The 16,620-nt window shown below is 58.0% G+C and carries 21 protein-coding genes; 3 read left to right on the forward strand and 18 right to left on the reverse strand.

Features of this window, described 5'->3' with window-relative positions; genetic code table 11:
* Positions 1-2: 2 nt before the first annotated feature.
* From BS630_RS30995 to BS630_RS31010, 4 genes are all read right to left on the reverse strand, one after another.
* The gene (locus BS630_RS30995; protein WP_077980481.1) at positions 3-734 is read right to left on the reverse strand and encodes a L,D-transpeptidase; all 732 of its coding nucleotides are present in this window, start codon (positions 732-734) and stop codon (positions 3-5) included.
* A complete protein-coding gene (locus BS630_RS31000) occupies positions 731-1,261 on the reverse strand; it encodes a VOC family protein (protein WP_077980482.1) in 531 nt (176 codons plus the stop codon). Before BS630_RS31000 ends, BS630_RS30995 begins: the two co-directional genes overlap by 4 nt.
* 99 nt (positions 1,262-1,360) lie before the next feature.
* On the reverse strand, positions 1,361-2,209 hold the full coding sequence (locus BS630_RS31005; protein WP_077980483.1) for an alpha/beta fold hydrolase: 849 nt from the start codon (positions 2,207-2,209) through the stop codon (positions 1,361-1,363).
* Positions 2,210-2,256: 47 nt separating this feature from the next.
* On the reverse strand, positions 2,257-3,081 hold the full coding sequence (locus BS630_RS31010) for an oxidoreductase (RefSeq protein ID WP_077980484.1): 825 nt from the start codon (positions 3,079-3,081) through the stop codon (positions 2,257-2,259).
* A 109-nt stretch (positions 3,082-3,190) separates the two neighbouring features.
* Between BS630_RS31010 and BS630_RS31015 the strand changes: the two genes are divergently transcribed.
* Entirely contained in the window at positions 3,191-4,054 is an 864-nt protein-coding gene (locus BS630_RS31015) for a LysR family transcriptional regulator (protein ID WP_077980746.1), read from the forward strand.
* A 70-nt stretch (positions 4,055-4,124) separates the two neighbouring features.
* On the opposite strand, the gene BS630_RS31020 is transcribed toward BS630_RS31015, so the two are convergent.
* From BS630_RS31020 to BS630_RS31055, 8 genes are all read right to left on the reverse strand, one after another.
* Complete coding sequence (locus tag BS630_RS31020) at positions 4,125-4,418, reverse strand: chorismate mutase (RefSeq protein WP_077980485.1); 294 nt, start codon at positions 4,416-4,418, stop codon at positions 4,125-4,127.
* A gap of 24 nt (positions 4,419-4,442) precedes the next feature.
* Positions 4,443-5,045 carry a hypothetical protein gene (locus BS630_RS31025; RefSeq protein ID WP_077980486.1) on the reverse strand — a complete coding sequence of 201 codons (603 nt, stop codon included), beginning with the start codon at positions 5,043-5,045 and terminating at the stop codon, positions 4,443-4,445.
* A gap of 51 nt (positions 5,046-5,096) precedes the next feature.
* Positions 5,097-5,426 (reverse strand): hypothetical protein, encoded by a 330-nt coding sequence (locus BS630_RS31030; protein WP_077980487.1) that lies wholly within the window; start codon positions 5,424-5,426, stop codon positions 5,097-5,099.
* A 34-nt stretch (positions 5,427-5,460) separates the two neighbouring features.
* Positions 5,461-6,237 (reverse strand): molybdopterin-binding protein, encoded by a 777-nt coding sequence (locus tag BS630_RS31035; protein WP_077980488.1) that lies wholly within the window; start codon positions 6,235-6,237, stop codon positions 5,461-5,463.
* Entirely contained in the window at positions 6,234-7,088 is an 855-nt protein-coding gene (locus tag BS630_RS31040) for a cytochrome b/b6 domain-containing protein (RefSeq protein ID WP_077980489.1), read from the reverse strand. Before BS630_RS31040 ends, BS630_RS31035 begins: the two co-directional genes overlap by 4 nt.
* A 110-nt stretch (positions 7,089-7,198) precedes the next feature.
* The gene (locus BS630_RS31045) at positions 7,199-7,825 is read right to left on the reverse strand and encodes a hypothetical protein (protein WP_077980490.1); all 627 of its coding nucleotides are present in this window, start codon (positions 7,823-7,825) and stop codon (positions 7,199-7,201) included.
* A gap of 67 nt (positions 7,826-7,892) precedes the next feature.
* Positions 7,893-8,483, reverse strand: coding sequence for a TetR/AcrR family transcriptional regulator (locus BS630_RS31050; protein WP_077980491.1), 591 nt, complete (start codon positions 8,481-8,483; stop codon positions 7,893-7,895).
* A gap of 50 nt (positions 8,484-8,533) precedes the next feature.
* Positions 8,534-9,361 (reverse strand): oxidoreductase, encoded by an 828-nt coding sequence (locus BS630_RS31055; protein WP_077980492.1) that lies wholly within the window; start codon positions 9,359-9,361, stop codon positions 8,534-8,536.
* Positions 9,362-9,454: 93 nt separating this feature from the next.
* Between BS630_RS31055 and BS630_RS31060 the strand changes: the two genes are divergently transcribed.
* Positions 9,455-10,366: an AraC family transcriptional regulator gene (locus tag BS630_RS31060; protein WP_077980493.1), complete on the forward strand. Its 912-nt coding sequence runs from the start codon at positions 9,455-9,457 to the stop codon at positions 10,364-10,366.
* Between the two features lie 19 nt (positions 10,367-10,385).
* Here BS630_RS31060 and BS630_RS31065 read toward each other — a convergent pair whose 3' ends face one another.
* From BS630_RS31065 to BS630_RS31085, 5 genes are all read right to left on the reverse strand, one after another.
* The gene (locus BS630_RS31065; protein ID WP_077980747.1) at positions 10,386-11,105 is read right to left on the reverse strand and encodes an aspartate/glutamate racemase family protein; all 720 of its coding nucleotides are present in this window, start codon (positions 11,103-11,105) and stop codon (positions 10,386-10,388) included.
* A 269-nt stretch (positions 11,106-11,374) separates the two neighbouring features.
* Entirely contained in the window at positions 11,375-12,130 is a 756-nt protein-coding gene (locus BS630_RS31070; RefSeq protein WP_077980494.1) for an SDR family oxidoreductase, read from the reverse strand.
* Between the two features lie 88 nt (positions 12,131-12,218).
* A complete protein-coding gene (locus BS630_RS31075) occupies positions 12,219-13,637 on the reverse strand; it encodes an MFS transporter (RefSeq protein ID WP_077980495.1) in 1,419 nt (472 codons plus the stop codon).
* 80 nt (positions 13,638-13,717) lie between these two features.
* Positions 13,718-14,329, reverse strand: coding sequence for a TetR/AcrR family transcriptional regulator (locus BS630_RS31080; RefSeq protein ID WP_245310577.1), 612 nt, complete (start codon positions 14,327-14,329; stop codon positions 13,718-13,720).
* Positions 14,330-14,406: 77 nt separating this feature from the next.
* Complete coding sequence (locus BS630_RS31085) at positions 14,407-14,793, reverse strand: winged helix-turn-helix transcriptional regulator (RefSeq protein WP_077980496.1); 387 nt, start codon at positions 14,791-14,793, stop codon at positions 14,407-14,409.
* A 46-nt stretch (positions 14,794-14,839) separates the two neighbouring features.
* Between BS630_RS31085 and BS630_RS31090 the strand changes: the two genes are divergently transcribed.
* On the forward strand, positions 14,840-15,649 hold the full coding sequence (locus BS630_RS31090; protein ID WP_077980497.1) for an SDR family NAD(P)-dependent oxidoreductase: 810 nt from the start codon (positions 14,840-14,842) through the stop codon (positions 15,647-15,649).
* A gap of 45 nt (positions 15,650-15,694) precedes the next feature.
* Here BS630_RS31090 and BS630_RS31095 read toward each other — a convergent pair whose 3' ends face one another.
* Positions 15,695-16,510, reverse strand: coding sequence for an alpha/beta hydrolase (locus tag BS630_RS31095; RefSeq protein WP_245310578.1), 816 nt, complete (start codon positions 16,508-16,510; stop codon positions 15,695-15,697).
* Between the last annotated feature and the right edge of the window lie 110 nt (positions 16,511-16,620).

The raw sequence follows: 16,620 nt of genomic DNA on the forward strand, positions 1-16,620 counted from the left end.
ACTTACTGCTTGACGACTATTGGCGCCTTGATCGGCACGCGTTCATAGAGGTCGATAATGTCCTGGTTGAGCAGGCGCACGCAGCCGGACGAAACGGCCTTGCCAATCGAGCGCCATTCTGGATTACCGTGCAGACGGTAGAGCTTGTCCTGGCCGCCAGAGAACATGTAGAGCGCTCGCGCACCGAGCGGATTTTTCAGGCCCGGCTCCATGCCGCCGTTCTCGATCGAGTATTTGACGAGCTCCGGCTGACGCGCCACCATTTCGTTTGGCGGTTTCCAACGCGGCCATTTTTGCCGCCACTGGATGGCACCGTCGCCCTGCCAGGCAAAGCCGTCGCGCCCGATGCCGACCCCATAGCGCATTGCGATTCCTCCCGGCTGAACCAAATAGAGGAAGCGCGAGGGGGTATCGACAACGATCGTGCCGGGCGCCTCGCCCGTCGGGTCGACGACCTGCTGGCGATAGTAACGCGGATCAATCTGCTTGTAGCGGACCGCCGGGATCAGAAAGCCGCCATCTTCGATCGGGCCGTACATAACAGCCAGCTCGGCATCCGTTGGCGCGGGGGCCGGCTGGACGGCACGGATGGTTTCAGGCAACGAACCCGGCCGCCCAGCTGTTTGGCGAGTGCCGGAGATTGACGTGCACCCTGCCAGCGCTGACGCCGCAGCAATCGCCGAGAGCGATATAAAGCTGCGGCGTGATACAGTGTTTTCCAAATGCACGCTCATTCCTCGTCCTGCCACCTGCGCAGATCCGTTTGGTCGTGATAGCCCATGCGGTCGGGTGTGGTGATGAACTCAATCATCGTGCCCCACGGCGTGCGGCAGTAGCAGACCTTGTTCCCTTGGCCTTTCTCGGTGGCATAGGGAATATCGCGCGGCGCGGTTAGAGGCGTGCCTCCTGCCTTCTCAAAGCGTTCGACCGATGCGTCGATGTCGTCGGTATAGACGCCGAAGTGGGTAATGCCGAAATCGCTAGGGCGAACAGGCTGGGCTTGTTGGGGGCCGTGCATTTCGAAAAGCTCGATGTCGGGACCGGTTCCGATCTTGACCATCGCCTGTGCACGGATCACGGTTCCCGGGAATGCGCCAGTGGCCCGTTCGAATTCGGCACCCTGACGCGGCGGATCCTGGGGTCCGAAGGATTGGTAGATCACCTGGCCGCCGAAAGCTTCTACCAGGAATGATTTTGCTGCTTCGATGTCGGGCACTGTGATGCCGATGTGATTGACGCCGCGAATGACAGGTGCGGTCATGACAATTCTCCTTCCTTGTTAAATCAATCGAGCGCGATCGGGCGCAACTCGCCCGCAATATCGAGTTTCGCCCGGCTCAAGACGGGCGGTCGCAGATCCTTAATTTGCCTTGAGAAAATCGATCAGAGCTGCCGTTACTTCTTCCGGCCGCTCGTCCGCGACATAGTGGCTGCATCGCGTAATCGAGCCGCCAGTTACATTGCTGGCGAATTCCTGCAGCATCGGGACCATATGCGCACCGAAGCGATGCTCCCCGCCAAGACCTAAAACCGGTATCTCAAGCGGGTGCTGCTTGTAATCCAACGCGGCTGCATGATCGGCGGCAAGGGTACGATACCATTCCAAGCCGCCTCGCGTGCGGCCAGGGAGGGCCATGGCTTTCGCATAGATGTCGATATCTTCAGGATTGAATGTGCTGTGATCGTAGAACCGCTCGGCCATGAAGGCCGAGACATAGTCATATTCGCGGCCGTAAATCAGGCGCTCCGGCAGATCCCGGTTAGCATGGAACGCGAAGTGCCAGATCTTTGCCGTCGTCGCCTCCCACTGGCTCCAACCTGGAAGCGGCACATCGAGGACGGCCAGGTGAGTAACCGCATCTCGATAGATAGCGGCCTGCGGCAATGCGACCATTCCGCCAATGTCATGGCCACACACGGCATAGCGTTTATGCCCAAGGGCAAGCATTACCTCGTGCGCGTCGCGCGCCATCGTCGCCTTGTCATAGCCATCAAGCGGGCAGTCGGAAAAACCCGCACCACGCAGATCAATGGCGACCACGCTGAACTGCTCGGCCAGCAGCGGCATGACGTGGTGCCATTCCCACCACGTTTCCGGCCAACCGTGAAGCAGAAGGATCGGCGGGCCGGAGCCTCCCGTGACGGCATTGATCTTGATGCCATTCACCGGCACCAACTGCTGGGTAAACCCTCTCAATGTTGGGATCATAACCTCTTTCCCGTCGATGTTGATGTTAAACAGAGCTAACGACCAGCTCAGGGCTGATCGAAATCGGTAGCGATCGAGATATTGCGCCAGGCGTCGATATCGCTGCGGAACGAAGCCAGCTTTCGTTCAGCGATCGAATGCGCGACCGGGCCGAGCGGCAGATGAAGCGGGGCGTCATCGGCGTCAACCGCCTGCAGGATCACAGCAACCGCCTTGTCGGGATCGCCTGCCTGGTTGCCGTTATTGGTTTCGCGATAATGCCTGCGCGAACTCGCGGCGTATTCTGGCATCTCCTTGGCCGCCATCGTGATCGAACGGCCAAGGAAGTCGGTTCGAAATGGCCCAGGCTCGACGATCAGCACGCGGATGCCGAACGGCTTCAGCTCGCCGGAGAGCGCCTCGGAAACCCCTTCAACCGCAAACTTGGCTGCATTGTAATATGCTGCGCCGCCGCTCCCCGCGATCCCTGCGCCAGACGACAGGTTGACGATCACTCCGCCCGAACGTCGCAGGGCAGGCAAGGCTGCCCTGGTGGTTTCGATAAGACCGAAAACGTTCACCTCGAACATCGGTCGATATTCTTCGGGCGTGCCTTCCTCGAGCGCGCCAAACAGTCCGTAGCCGGCATTGTTCACCAGCACGTCAAAACCCCCAAATGTCTCGACGGCCTTTGCGGCCGCGGCATTGGCCGCCGCCGTATCCGTTACATCGAGCGGCAAGGTGATCACGCGCCCCTCGAATGGCCGAGCCATTTCTTCAATCGATTTGACGTTTCGGGCAGTCGCGACAACCTGATCGCCTCGCTGTGCCGTAGCGAGCGCGAGCCGTTGTCCGAAGCCGCTCGAGCAGCCTGTGATGAACCATGTTTTCATGATGTTTTCTCCGCGTGTTTTCGAAAGATGACTTGAATCTAGAGGTTTAGATTTGTACTTGAAGTGACAGTTTTGTATTTTCAATGTTCATTTTTGTAAGGGCTTGGCCGTGGAATGGAGTGACGTAAAAATCTTCCTTGCGATTGCGCGATCCGGCACGCTCGGCGGCGCTGCGCGTGCCCTTCATACGAGCCATCCGACGGTTGGCAGACGGCTGCGCGCTCTTGAGGAGGCGATCGGCCACACCCTCTTCCAGCGGACCGCGGACGGACTCGTGCTGACCGAGGAGGGCCATGGGATCATCGCGCTGGCAGAGCAGATGGAAGAGGGCGCGCTGGCCATGGAGCGCAGGCTTGCCGGGCAGGAGCAAGACCTCAAGGGTAATCTGCGCATCTCGTCAGCGGACTGGTTCGGCGCCTATGTCCTGCCTCCCATCCTGGCAGATTTCTCGAAAGCCTACCCAAATGTAGACGTCGAGATCCTGACCGGCACTCGCCTGTTCAACCTCGCCCAACGGGAGGCCGACGTCGCTTTTCGTATCGTTCCGTTCAACAATGCCGATGTCATTCAGCGGCGACTCTTCAGGCTCGAATACGGCGTCTACATCGCCGAGGAGTCACATGACCCCAAATTTGGCGACGGGACCGGCTTCCGGCTGATAACCCACGATACGTCGACCGGGCAGTTCCCCGACATCGCATGGCTCGGCGAGAGTTTCCCGAACGCGAGACCCGTGCTGCGATCAAACAACCGTAACGTCCAAGGGCGAATGTGCAAGCAGGGCGTTGGGATCGCCGTACTGCCGCGCGTGGTGGGCAATCAGGTCCCGGGTATCCGCAGACTGGGACTGCCCAAGGCCCCGCCGGCGCGAGACATCTGGATGGGATATCACCGGGACCTACGACGTCTTCAGCGTCTTCGGGCGTTTATCTCGACCGTCTCGGACCACCTCACAAATGCGCCCGCATGGTAAGCCGCCCGAAGAAGATCGATTTTTCCCTGCCGACCGACGGATGCGGTGGGAGACAGGCGCGACAGACAACTTACTTCTCGGCCGCAATCTGCCTGTGCCGCTCCACCACAGCGCCCACGATCATTCTCATCAGCCCTTCGACAAAGTGCGGACTGAGGCCGACATCATTGGCGATGCTCTTCAGTCGATCCAATTGGCGACGCTCTCGCTCATTATCGATTGCCGGCATCGCCTGTTCGGCCTTCAAGTGGCCGACTTGCTCGGTACAGCGAAAGCGTTCAGCCAGGATATAGAGGAGAGCTGAATCCAGATTGTCGATGGTCCTCCGATAGGAAGCAAGTTGCTCTGCCGTATCATGTGTCATCGTTCGATTTCCTTACAAGCGATTTCATTGGCGCGAGGTGGAGTTTCCGAGGGGTGCATCACTCCGACGCGACAGAGCGATCGTCAGCCATATTGCCGAGACCAGGAAGTAGAATGCCCCAACGCCAGCATACCCCGCGACCGTGGAGATAGAGGGCTCCTGTGGCATTTGCGCTTGAAAGATGAACAGCGCGCCGGCCACAGCGGATTGACCACCGCTCAAAATCATCGCCCATTGACCTCCACTCGTTCTCCAACGCCGCACGGCAGTTCCAAGCTGCAACAGCCCCGAAAAGATCGCCCATAGACCGAAAGCGCCGAGAACCCAGTTCATGTTCATTGTCAACGCCAGGATCACGGCTATCGTCATAGCAGAGCTCGCTGCGACGTTGATCGCTTGGCTCCGGTTGGCGGCAAGACCACCGCTCCTCGCGGCATCGGTAACGTTCGCAATTGCATCCCAAGCGGGATAGACGATCAGCAGTGCGGCAGCCACCGCAAAGGAATGCCGTCCGGCAGTCAATGCAGCCGCGACCCACAGCACTGAGAAGGCCGCTCTGGTAAAGTAATACTGCTTGAGCCACTGGTCGTTGCCGCGCGGGGCACGGGAGGTCTGGTTGTTCGACATTGTTTTCTTCCACTTTCTGAACTGGTTGATTGATGGTTCGCGCTAGCGTCGTCAGATGAAGCCGACATGCTTGCCGAAGAGGGTGTTCTCGTCCCATTCAGTACGGCCGATCCGATCGCTTTCGCCGGAGAGTTTCCCGGCTGACATTTCGGAACTATCGAGGTCATGCGGGCCGCCGTGAGAGGGAACCTTTGCCCCGCCGCCGTGGGCACCCTTGATGCGCATGCTTTTCTCGAAGGCATCGCTGATCGCCTTCTGCCGCCTGGCCGCCCATCGGCCGTCAGGATCGGAGAGGATCGAACTGCTTTGGTTGATCTCGACCTGTCGTGAAGGCGCAATTGCTGAAATCGGCATCACTTTCTGGACTTTGCGTCTGCTCATGGATTGTTTTCCCGTGGTTCGCCATTTGATGGCCTTAGATGCCGGCGTACCATTCGTAGCCGCGATCTTCCCAATAGCCGCCGTTCCCGCCCCACAGGCCGGCGAAGCTGTCGACCAGTTCGATGCGCATGATGTACTTGGCCTGTTTGTACCCCAGCTGCCGCTCGACCCTGAGACGCAAGGGCGCCCCGTGGCCGACGCTGAGGTCCTGGCCGTTCATCTCGTAGGCGAGGATGGTTTGAGGATGAACCGCATCGATGAGATCGATGCTCTCGTAGTAGCGGCCGCTGCCATCGAGCGTCTTTTCGAGCTCGTCGGCACAATGCAATACGACATAGCGCGCCGTTGGCTTGACCCCGGTGAGCCGCAACAGATGGGCGAGCGGAACGCCTCTCCACTTGCCGATGGCGCTCCAGCCTTCGACGCAGTCATGGCGGGTGATCTGGGTGCGGGAGGGAAGCGCCTTAAGATCGATGAGCGAGATCTCTCTAGGCCGATCAACAAGACCGTCGATCTTCAGTCGCCAGTTTGCAAAGTGACCTTCCAACAGTTCCGCATATTCATCGCTGTCGGGAGCACTCGTTCCATTGACACGGAAGGAGGGGGAAATGTCCTTTTCGTCAAACTCACGCGCCAGGGCATCGCGCCCCTGAAGCAGTCTCTGCGCCTTCATGGTCAGGTGCTCGGCAGAGCGAAGGACACTGGCAACGTCGGCATTCTGGTCCAGCAGGTCACACCCGGAAAGGGTCAGGGCACTCGCGCCAAGCGTGCCGCCGATGAGAAAGCGGCGTCGGGTGAGAAGCTTGCTCATGATTGTGGGCCTTTTTCCTGGATCGCATAGCGTCCGGTGATCATCGAGCGGATGTTGTTCCAAGTCCCGGACAGGACCACCATTGCCACATGGACGATGACGAAGACGACCAGCGCTGTTGCTGTGATGAAATGGATAGTGCGGGCTGACTGGCGTCCTCCAAAGACATCGGCCAATGCGGGAAGAGCGGCGTCGACGCCGGGTGACATGGTCAGACCCGTCAGCACCATCAGGGGGAGCAGAATGACAATGACGGCTAGATAGGTGAGCTTTTGAAGCGCGTTGTAATGCCTGGCCTCCTCCCCTTCGGGAAAGCGGAGACGGGCGTGGTCGAGAACCTCGCGGCCAAGATGGCGGGGCGAGAGTTCGTGCACCTTCGGTGCAAGGTCTCGCCTGAAATGTCCGCTCAGCAGGCTGAATCCAAGATAGAGAATACCATTGATCACAAACAGCCAGGCAAAGAAGAAATGCCAGCGACGTCCAGCCGCAAGATCCTGGAACGAGGGGATTGTTGCCCAGGACGGGAAAGCTCGCGCAGTCGGCTCCCCATCAACATTGGAAACACCCAAGACGCCGGTTGTAGGGATCTGTAGCCCTGCGACACGCAAGAAGCCGCTTGGCGTCCCTACATCGTCGTCGGAGCCGATTGCCAGAACGGCGGGGTCGCCGTTCGCGCCATAATGACCCCAATAAAGCTCAGGGTGGGCATTGAAGATCTGCAGCCCGCTCAAAAGGAGGAAGCTCAGGCAAAGCACGTTCAGCCAGTGCGTAAGCCGCGTCACAACGGAGTGGCGGCGGATGAAGATCGTCCGAGGATACTGAACATTGTCATTGGAACCGGTTGCGCTCATCTCAGGGTCTTTCATCTGTGGCATTTTACGGCTGCAGTTCAAACAGCCTCGATCTGTAGTCACCGGCCGAAGCAGTATGGCGGCTGCTCCGGCCAGTGACGGCGTGGTCTTCACATGGGGGGAACCACACCATTCTTGCCGACCACCACCTGGTGGGCGATCGGGCCTGTTGCAGCCTTTTCAGCTGTGATGAAGACAACGGCGCCGGGAACGAGATCATCCTTGGTGGCCGCGGCAATGGTCACGACAGGTGTCCCATCCGGAATGGCGATCTTCTTTTCCTTGCCATGATAGGTCACGGTGACAGTCCGGCCATCGACGCCCTTAACTGCATCCGCGACCGTCGCATTGGTCATGCTGCTGTCGGGCTTCAGATCCCAACCGTAGCTACCCTCGCCTGTGCCTTTCATTGCCGGCGGGAAAATGAGGACCTCAAGCGCTCCATCGCCGCCGTCGGCCTTTGGCAAGGATGCGATGCCCACGAAATCGCCCGGCTTGATGTCGGTGACCTTGGCATTCGCGACGCCTGCCACCTTCCAGTCGTCGGCAAGCGCGACATCGATTGTCTCGCCTTCACGCGTCTGCACTTTGAGCGTTGAACCCTGGTAGTCGACGATGCTGCCGCGGACATGGACCGGCGAGGCTTTCTTATCTTCGGCAGATGCGGGTGTCGAAACGACAGTTACAGAAAGGATGCTGGTCAGCCCAAGGGCCAAGGCGGGAAAAACATTCTTCATTTCTATCTTCCTACTAGTTGGTAGTTTCGATGGATGCGATTGACCCGAGTAGACTTGCCACGCAGGATTAGTGAGAGACTGTCGGCGTGAGACGATTGAGGGCAGGTTCGAGTATCATTGAGAACACTTCGGCTTTCCCATAGGCTCTCGCCGAAAGCATCGCCCCGTATACGGTTGCCAGAAATGTTTCGGCTTCAACATGCGGCGCACTGGTAAGACTCAGTTCGCCCTGCTTGGAGCCGCGCTCCATGACAGAAGCCAGCCACGAGGAGATGAAGCGAAAAAAGTTCGTCACCTCGGTTGCGACTTCCGTGGGGAGGGAAGGCAGCTCACTGGCAAGCATAGCACAGACACAGTAGGGTCTGCTGGAATCCTCAATGCATGCAGCCCAGTGGTTTGCATAAGCCTTGAGGATGTCCAGAGCATTCGGAACCTTCTGCTCAAGGACTGCCACGCTTGCCTGGCCATCCTCTCGATAACGCTTGACCAGTTCACGCACCAGATCGACCTTGCTAGGAAAATGATGATGAATGCTTGCCTTGCGGATACCGACAATCTCCGAGATATCAGCATAGCTGAAGCCATTGTAGCCGCCGCTTATCAGAAGGTTTCGGGTGGACGCCAGAATGTCGTCCGAGGTGGTCGAAAGATTGCTCATCCAGCTTTTCTACCTTCTAGTAGGCAGAGCGTCAAGAGCAAATATTTGCGTCAGCCGTCCGTGGAGACGGTCACGTCTTTCCAAGCTTCGATTTCCTGGGTCAGGCGTTCGATCCGCGCCGTTACATGTTTAAGCGCATCGCTGCCAAGGAGAAGTTGCGGTGGAGGATTGTCGGATACGATGAGGGTCAGCACGGCAGCGGCGAGCTTTTGCGGGTTACCGAGTTGCTTGCCGCTCACCGCCTGGCGCGTCTCGCGGATCGGATCAAATAGGCTGTCGTAATCCGCAATGGAACGCTCTGTGCGGACCATGGAACGACCTGCCCAGTCTGTCCGAAACGAACCGGGGCAAAGGGTTGTCACGTGCACACCGAACGGCGCCATTTCCGAACGCATGACCTCTGAAATGCCCTGCAGCGCAAACTTGCTGCCGCAGTAATATGCGATGCCGGGCATGGTGATCATACCACCCATCGACGTGACGTTGACGATAAAGCCACGGCGGCGCTCACGGAACCTCGGAAGAAACGCCTTGGCCACAGCAACGGCGCCGAACACGTTCACGTCGAACTGGCGGCGCATCTCCTCGATCGGTGATTCCTCAAGTACACCTTCGTGCCCGTATCCTGCATTGTTGATCAGCACATCGACTGGGCCGTGGTCTTCCTCCGCTTGCTGAACCACGACCGGAATGCGGTCAAAATCGGTTACATCGCATAGGACTGAGTGGAGCGCTGGCAGTTTCTTTGACAACACGTCACGAGAGGCTTCGGAGCGGATAGTCCCGATAACCTTGTGACCGGCATCGATTGCGGCAGTGGCGATGGCCAGCCCAAAGCCTGAGTTCGCCCCCGTAATGAAGAAAGTCTTTGGCGACATTTCTGAAACTCCTTGATTGCCCGTTGATGTGACAGATAATCTGGAGACCACGCCAGTTCGATTGCGAATCCTATTAGAGTGTTGCCAATTCCTATGAACTGTAAAAATCCGCCCTCTACACATGACCAGTCTGCCGCCTTGGCCGGACAACTCGCTCCTCGTCTCGGCTACAATCAGACCGCGCTCGGTTGTATCCGTATCCTACGCACGGAAGCAGTGCTGAATGACATTCCGGTTCTTTATAAGCCGGGGGCCGTGTTCGTATTGCAGGGGAGCAAACACGGCATTCTGGACGGGGAAATCTACCTCTACGACGAGGACCACTATCTTGCCGTTTCGGTACCCGTTCCCTTCCGGATGACATCTACAGCCAGTCCACGGCGGCCTCTGCTCGCGGTCTATTTAGAGTTCGATATGCAGATGGCGGCCGAGATCGCCACGCAGCTCGAAAAACTCGCCGGACCTGCAAATGCCAAGCCAAGAGGTCTCCTGTCGAGCAGAATGGCGAGCGATATCGAGGATGTCCTGTTGCGCTTGCTGACGGCGATTGGCAGCCCGGTTGAGGTCGCCGTCCTTGGCGGCTCCATCCTGCGTGAACTGCATTACCGGGTCATGTCAGGGCCGCAAGGCGGCGCAGTGATCGCGGCCCTGCAGCGGAAGGGGACGTCGGGAAAACTGGTCGAGAGCCTGGCATGGCTGCGCAAGAACTACGGCTCTGAAATCACCGTTGCGGACCTTGCCAGAGCGGTGGGCATGAGCGTTCCTTCCTACCACGTTCATTTCAAGGATCTGACCGGCTCCAGTCCGATGCAATATGTGAAAGCGATGCGGCTCCATGAGGCGAGACTGATGATCGCCCGCCACAGTGGAACGATCGCAGAGGTGGCGGCATCGGTAGGCTATGTCAGCCCGGCGCAATTCAGCCGCGACTTCAAACGGCATTTCGGGCGCACCGCGTCGGAAGAAGTCAAGTGGGTCCAACATCATCTGGGCGAACAGGTTTGACCATTGCCCCTCATCGTTCTCACAATCGATCGACCGTCAAAGACGCAACATAGCGTAAAGCAGCTTGAAGGGCGGCTTTACAATGAATGAGGGTCGTGTCGAAGACGGGAACGCCAATGTTATCCTGGTTCAACAGCATACCCACCTCGGTGCAGCCGAGGATAAGACAGTCGCAGCCTTTGTCGACCAGGCGCTGCGCAATCCGCTGATAGGTCAAGCGGCTCTCTTCGCGAACGATGTCGCGGCACAGCTCGTCATAGATAATACGATGGGTTTCTGCTCGATCATCAGCTTCAGGAATCGTTGGCGACAGTCCCTGAGCGATGAGGCGGTCGGTGTAGAAGGTCTGTTCCATAGTGAAGGCGGTTGCCATCAAACCCGGTCTGCGGAAACCGCCGTCGAGGATAGCGGTCGCAGTTGCGTCCGCGATGTGCACGAACGGGATCGACACCCCGCCCACGATTTTGTCCGCCACCTTGTGCATGGTATTCGTCGCCAGGATGAGGAGGTCAGCACCTCCGCGCTGCAGCGCGATAGCATGTTCATTGAGGATGTGGCCCGCCGCGTCCCAATCGGAGGATGCCTGCAACTTTTCGATTTCGTCGAAGTCGACAGACCGTATGAGAAGCTCGGGAGAATGAAGTCCCCCCAGGCTCTCGCGGGTAAGCCTGCAGAGTTCTCGGTAATAAATCTGGGTTGATGTCGCGGACATTCCGCCAAGTATGCCGATGGTCTTCAAATGTTTCTCCATGTTCATACGTTAGGCCTGTTACCGCTCAACGGGCGCTTGAGCAGAAACCAGGCCTCCCATATTCGCTACCCCGGTACGATTGCAACGTCAGGAAAACCACCAACTGAGTGAGAGAAATTCCTGAATGATGGCCGCCGTCCGCTTCGCCAAATTTACGCGCACAGTGCAGCGGAGGGAACTCCGCGGCCAATGCGCGCCTAAATTCCGCGTTATCACCTACAGGGTGGAGCGGCGAGGGACCGCCTCATGTCAATTGCTCAAGCACTGATGCCGCCGTCGACGAGAATGCCTGAGCCGGTAATGTAGGCTGCACCGGGCCCCGCGAGAAAGGCGACGGCCACTGCGACTTCTCTGGTTTTACCGTATCGAGCAATCGAGAGGTTTGGCAGGATCGCGGCTGCGAGCGCGCCATCGGCAGGGTTCATGTCAGTATCAATCGGACCTGGTCGAACCAGATTGACCGTAATTTCCCGAGAGCCCAGCTCACGTGCGAGACCGCGCGTGAAGCTTTCCAGCGCAGACTTGGTCGCGGCATAGACCGCGATCCCCGCGAACGGCACAGCCAGACCCGCATTGCTGCCGGTACTGATGATGCGACCTCCGTTGGGAATGTATTTCAGCGCCGCCTGAGTGATCAAAAAGACGCCCCGAACATTGACGTTTAGCTGCAGGTCAATCTCCTCAAGTGGCTGCGTGGAGAAATCACTTGCGAAAAGGACGCCGGCGTTATTAACCAAAATATCAAGGCCGCCGAGGTGGGCGACGGTCTGCTCGACAGTGGCCCTTGCCGCTTCTGGTTGCGCGGCATCGGCATGGATGGCGATCGCTTTTCGGCCCATGGCGCGGATCTCGGCAACGAGAGCTTCCGCCTTCTCGACCGACTTCTCATAGGTGATCGCAACGTCGGCACCGTCCTCGGCCAGTTTTAGCGCGATGGCCGCACCGATACCGCGTGCCGCACCGGTGACCAGCGCGCGCTTGCCGGCGAGAGGTAGTGTGGAGATGTTGTTCATGGAGAGTACCTCTGAATGTTTCTGTTTTGCTCGGGAGTTTCACGCCGTTTCCGCACGATCGGCTGACGATGCGCTGCAATGGCCCTGCTCATGGACGTAACGGTTTGGTCGATGTCAGGCTGACGGAAAGCCATCCCGCAATGAGAAGACAAATGGCAATTGCAACGGCTGCAACGCTGTATGCTAGGCCAATGGACTGAACGTCTGTGGCCGATCCCAAGATCGAAAAGAACAATCCGCCAACGATTGCGGCTGCCAACGCACCGCCAATCTGAAACATCGAATTGACGAGACCGGAGGCCAATCCCGACTGCGTTCTGTCTACCCTTTGCACGATACTCCTCACCAGGTTTGGAAGGGCGATCCCCTGCCCCGCCCCGATGAGAAAAAGCGCAACAAAAAGGAATCGCGGAAGGCCATTCGAGATCAAGACCGCCGTTCCAGACAACCCTGCAGCTTGCAGCACCATCCCGGCGCCGGCGGAAAATCTTCCGAAGACGCTGAGGATGCGCTCACTTGCAAAAGGACCAAGGACGAAGCCGACGGCCGCAGGAAGGATCGCCAGCCCGGCCTCGAAAGGCGTCCGACCAAGGCCACCCTGCTGATAGACCGAGAATATCAGCCAGAAGGCCGCAAGGGCGTAGAAGAACAAGGCAGCCAGCAGCCCGCGCATGAGTCCACGGTTTTGCAGCAGGCTAGGTGCAAGAATCGGATCTCTCCCCGTCGACTCCAGATGTTTCTCATGCCGCCAGAACAGGAGGAAAAACGGGAGGGACGTGGCAAGCATCAGGATTAGCCAGATCGGCCACCCCTGCTCCCGCCCCTCGATCAGCGGTGCGATCAGTGCAAACAGCGCAATCGCGATCAGCAATGCTCCGCCAAGATCCAGTTTGCTTGGGTGCTGCGATCGGGTTTCCCGCAACGTGATGAAGGCGGACGGCGCGGCGACCGCGATAACCGGCAGATTGATGAGGAAGATGGCTCTCCATCCAAGATCAAGGATATCAAGCGCAATCAACGCGCCACCGAGAAACAGACCAACCATCGATGCCACCCCGAACGTCAGGGCATAAAAGCCGAGGGCCTTTGATTTTTCGTGGTCTGGGAAAATTGCATTGATGGAAGCCAAGGCTTGCGGTGCCATAATTGCCGCTGCAAACCCCTGAAGGAAACGGCCGACGATCAGCGCGGCTGGAGACCAGGCAAACCCGCATAAGGCAGATGCGGCTGCAAACCCGACCATTCCAGCCAGAAAGACATTTCGTCGACCATAGAGATCTCCAAGCCTGCCCCCAGTGATCAGCATCACAGCATAGGTGGTGGCGTAACCGGAGATAATCAGCTGCATCGTTGATGCAGAGGCCCTGAAATCCGCCCGGATCGAGGGCAGCGCCACATTGACGATGAAGAAATCGAGCGGTGGCAAAAAGGCGCCAGTCAAAAGGATTACCAGTGCCATCCATCGACGTGGATCGAGTTTATCATTGGGATTGCTGGTGTCTCTCATAAGTGTCTCCACATCGGCCGAAAAACCGATCGACGGTTTGCAATGTTAAAAATTTGGAACCGTTTGGTTCCAAATTGAAGTCAGCCAAGCGCCTTTAGCGCCAGTTCGACCATGGCCCTCGTCTCAGCGCGATCCGCTCCTGCCTTGGCCAAAACCCGCATGCCCTGAATCTGACACACGAGGAACCTGGCAAGCGTTCGTTCATCCAGCCCGGGATCAATATCGCCCAAGGCCTGCGCTCTTATGATCGCCGCCGCATAAAGATCTTGCAGCCGCCTGAACAGCCGGAAAATACGTGGTGCGACCTCTTTATCCTCTGGAAGCATCTCGACGGCTGCAAAGACGACAAAGCATCCACGCAAACCTTCCGTTCCCGATGCTTGATCCACTTGTTGAGAAAATGCTTCGCGAATTGCGGCTTTGGGCGATGGATTGGAATGCAGCGTTTCACCGACCGAGCGAACGGCGTCCTCGATGTAAGCGTCGAGGGCGCGCAGATAGACGCCTCGCTTGTCGACGAAAGCCTTATAAAAGCTGCCTCTGGAAAGCTCCATGCCTTCGAGCAGGTCGGGAAGAGATGCATCATGATATCCCCGGGTCCAAAAGACGTCCATAGCTTTGCGAACTGCTTGATCGAGTTCGAATTCGCGAGGGCGACCAACGGATGCGGATGTCTGATTGCGCTTTACCATAGCAACTATTTGGAACCATTTGGTTCATAATGCAAGTGATATTTTGGGAATGCTTCGTCAAGCGTTCGGCATCCAGGTCAGTGGCCGACAGTCGGATCGACAGGATAGTCCCGAGAGAATTCCCTGACCGCCATCAAAATCGGCATAAGCCCGCGGCCCGCTGAAGTCAGCGAATATTCGACTCGAGGAGGCTGCTCCTGAAAGTCGTGTCGGCTTATGAGGCCGTCACTTTCAAGTTCCCTGAGATGCTGCGTCAGCATCTTCTGGGATATGTCCGGTATACCACGCATGAACTGCGATGCCCGCAAAGAGGGCTCGGCGAACAATCGGAAAAGGATCGGCAGTTTCCAACGTCCTGTGATCATCCGCAGCACCCTGCTGACATGAGAGACAGATCCGTCGGCTCCAAGGCATGTCGACGTGTCCTCGACAGGCACTTTAAAGTGCGTAATTGCCTGCTTCATCGACAAACCTCATATCTGCCGGAGACGATAACACGGATCAAATATCATGGACTTACAACTCCAAAACAAGGTTGCGCTCGTAACGGGAAGCAGTAAGGGAATTGGCGAGGGTGTGGCCAGAGGCCTCGCAAAGGAAGGGGCGACCGTTCTTGTCCACGGTCGCGACCGAATGAAAACAGAGGAAGTCGCCCATGACATCATATCCTCTGGGGGGCAGGCATTCGCGGTATTCGGCGACCTAACAGTGCCGGATCAGGTCGATCGTCTTGTTAGGGATTCGAAGGCTGCAGCAGGATCGATCGACATCCTGGTCAACAATGCCGGCGGATCTGCTTCGGCAGAGGATTGGGCCTCGACAAACTCTGAAACGTGGGCCGCTGTCTATGACAGGAACGTGCTCGCATCTGTGAGGATCATCTCGCTCGTTCTGCCCGCAATGAAAGCGTCGCGGTGGGGTCGGATCATAAACATCTCGAGCATGGCGGCCCTGATGCCGCCCGCAAGTCGACCGGACTACTCTGCCGCCAAGGCAGCCATGATCGCGATGACGGCGTCGCTCGCAAAAGACGTTGCCGCACACGGCATCACCGCAAACACCGTCTCGCCTGGAACGGTGCATAGCATTAGCTTGGATACCGCATTCCGTAAGAAAGCCATTGAAAGGGGGATGGCCATTGACGCCCCCTGGAACGACATAGAGAGGGAGATCCTGCCAATGTTTGCTCAGGTACCCCTTGGAAGGGTCGGAACCCTCGAGGAGATTGCGGATGCGATCGCGTTCCTCTCGAGCCCCCGTGCCGGCTATATCACAGGGGCAAACCTCCGACTTGACGGAGGAATGTGGCCAGGGATGTAGCAGGACAACAGAGGAGCGGCGCCAAACCTGTCTGGGTTCCCCGCATCAGTTCCAGCTTGCCATGACGAACCGGCGGATCTCCGCTTCGAGTTCCTGGTCTTCCGGCGTCCCACCCATGAAGCCACCATGGGGCATGGCTTCGAAGACGTGCAATTCGGTTTCCACGCCAGCTTTTCGCAAGGTTCGATGCATCCTCACCGTGTTCGATAAGAACAGGTCACGCGTGCCGGTCTGCAGAAACGTCGGCGGGAAGCCCCGCAGATCGCCAAAGAGCGGCGATAGATAGGGATTGGAAGGATCCGCACCACCGGCGTAGAGCAGGTTGTTTGATCTGAGCGGGCGAGGCAGAACGAGATCAATCATCTGGTTGGTTTGGAAACTGTCGCCCGATTCGGTGAGGTCAACCTGTGGCGAGAGCAAGACCAATCTGCCGGGCATTGGCATGCCTTCATCTCTCGCCCGCAGCAGCATGGCGGTCGCGAGATTGCCGCCTGCCGATCTACCCAGGATGACCACCTTGTCGGGGGAATGACCGTTCAAGACATGACGATACGTGGCCAAGCAGTCATCAAGAGCGGCCGGATATGGATGCTCAGGCGGCATCCGGTAATCGACGCCGTTAGCATCGAACGACATGCTGGTCCGCCCGAAGGCTCGCACTGACGCGACAGGCCTCTCCACCGCCGAACACCAATGCGCCGCCGTGCAGGTCGATGAGTGCGCCACGAGCATCAAATTGCCCGTGCGGCGTCGCGACATGGATCGTTGCATGTTCGACGGTGATCGTCTCGACAGTCGACTGTGGCTCGCCGCCAGCCCTTTAATCGCAGCGGCGTAGTGCGCATCTGCTGCGGCTTTCATCGTCATCCATCCTGAGAAATCGCCCGGAGACGGCATTTCATAGCGCGCATTGATGGGGCTGCCGTTCTCGTCGACCAGGCGCGACAGTGACGCTTGCGCTTCTACGCTAA

This window comes from Rhizobium laguerreae, assembly GCF_002008165.1.
Lineage (GTDB): Bacteria > Pseudomonadota > Alphaproteobacteria > Rhizobiales > Rhizobiaceae > Rhizobium > Rhizobium laguerreae.

Bases quoted from the DNA above. Each gene is read 5' to 3' on its own strand.
- BS630_RS30995 (WP_077980481.1), bottom strand. From the start codon at position 734: ATGAGCGTGCATTTGGAAAACACTGTATCACGCCGCAGCTTTATATCG.
- BS630_RS31000 (WP_077980482.1), bottom strand. From the start codon at position 1,261: ATGACCGCACCTGTCATTCGCGGCGTCAATCACATCGGCATCACAGTG.
- BS630_RS31005 (WP_077980483.1), bottom strand. From the start codon at position 2,209: ATGATCCCAACATTGAGAGGGTTTACCCAGCAGTTGGTGCCGGTGAAT.
- BS630_RS31010 (WP_077980484.1), bottom strand. From the start codon at position 3,081: ATGAAAACATGGTTCATCACAGGCTGCTCGAGCGGCTTCGGACAACGG.
- BS630_RS31020 (WP_077980485.1), bottom strand. From the start codon at position 4,418: ATGACACATGATACGGCAGAGCAACTTGCTTCCTATCGGAGGACCATC.
- BS630_RS31025 (WP_077980486.1), bottom strand. From the start codon at position 5,045: ATGTCGAACAACCAGACCTCCCGTGCCCCGCGCGGCAACGACCAGTGG.
- BS630_RS31030 (WP_077980487.1), bottom strand. From the start codon at position 5,426: ATGAGCAGACGCAAAGTCCAGAAAGTGATGCCGATTTCAGCAATTGCG.
- BS630_RS31035 (WP_077980488.1), bottom strand. From the start codon at position 6,237: ATGAGCAAGCTTCTCACCCGACGCCGCTTTCTCATCGGCGGCACGCTT.
- BS630_RS31040 (WP_077980489.1), bottom strand. From the start codon at position 7,088: ATGAGCGCAACCGGTTCCAATGACAATGTTCAGTATCCTCGGACGATC.
- BS630_RS31045 (WP_077980490.1), bottom strand. From the start codon at position 7,825: ATGAAGAATGTTTTTCCCGCCTTGGCCCTTGGGCTGACCAGCATCCTT.
- BS630_RS31050 (WP_077980491.1), bottom strand. From the start codon at position 8,483: ATGAGCAATCTTTCGACCACCTCGGACGACATTCTGGCGTCCACCCGA.
- BS630_RS31055 (WP_077980492.1), bottom strand. From the start codon at position 9,361: ATGTCGCCAAAGACTTTCTTCATTACGGGGGCGAACTCAGGCTTTGGG.
- BS630_RS31060 (WP_077980493.1), top strand. From the start codon at position 9,455: ATGAACTGTAAAAATCCGCCCTCTACACATGACCAGTCTGCCGCCTTG.
- BS630_RS31070 (WP_077980494.1), bottom strand. From the start codon at position 12,130: ATGAACAACATCTCCACACTACCTCTCGCCGGCAAGCGCGCGCTGGTC.
- BS630_RS31075 (WP_077980495.1), bottom strand. From the start codon at position 13,637: ATGAGAGACACCAGCAATCCCAATGATAAACTCGATCCACGTCGATGG.
- BS630_RS31080 (WP_245310577.1), bottom strand. From the start codon at position 14,329: ATGGTAAAGCGCAATCAGACATCCGCATCCGTTGGTCGCCCTCGCGAA.
- BS630_RS31085 (WP_077980496.1), bottom strand. From the start codon at position 14,793: ATGAAGCAGGCAATTACGCACTTTAAAGTGCCTGTCGAGGACACGTCG.
- BS630_RS31090 (WP_077980497.1), top strand. From the start codon at position 14,840: ATGGACTTACAACTCCAAAACAAGGTTGCGCTCGTAACGGGAAGCAGT.
- BS630_RS31095 (WP_245310578.1), bottom strand. From the start codon at position 16,510: ATGAAAGCCGCAGCAGATGCGCACTACGCCGCTGCGATTAAAGGGCTG.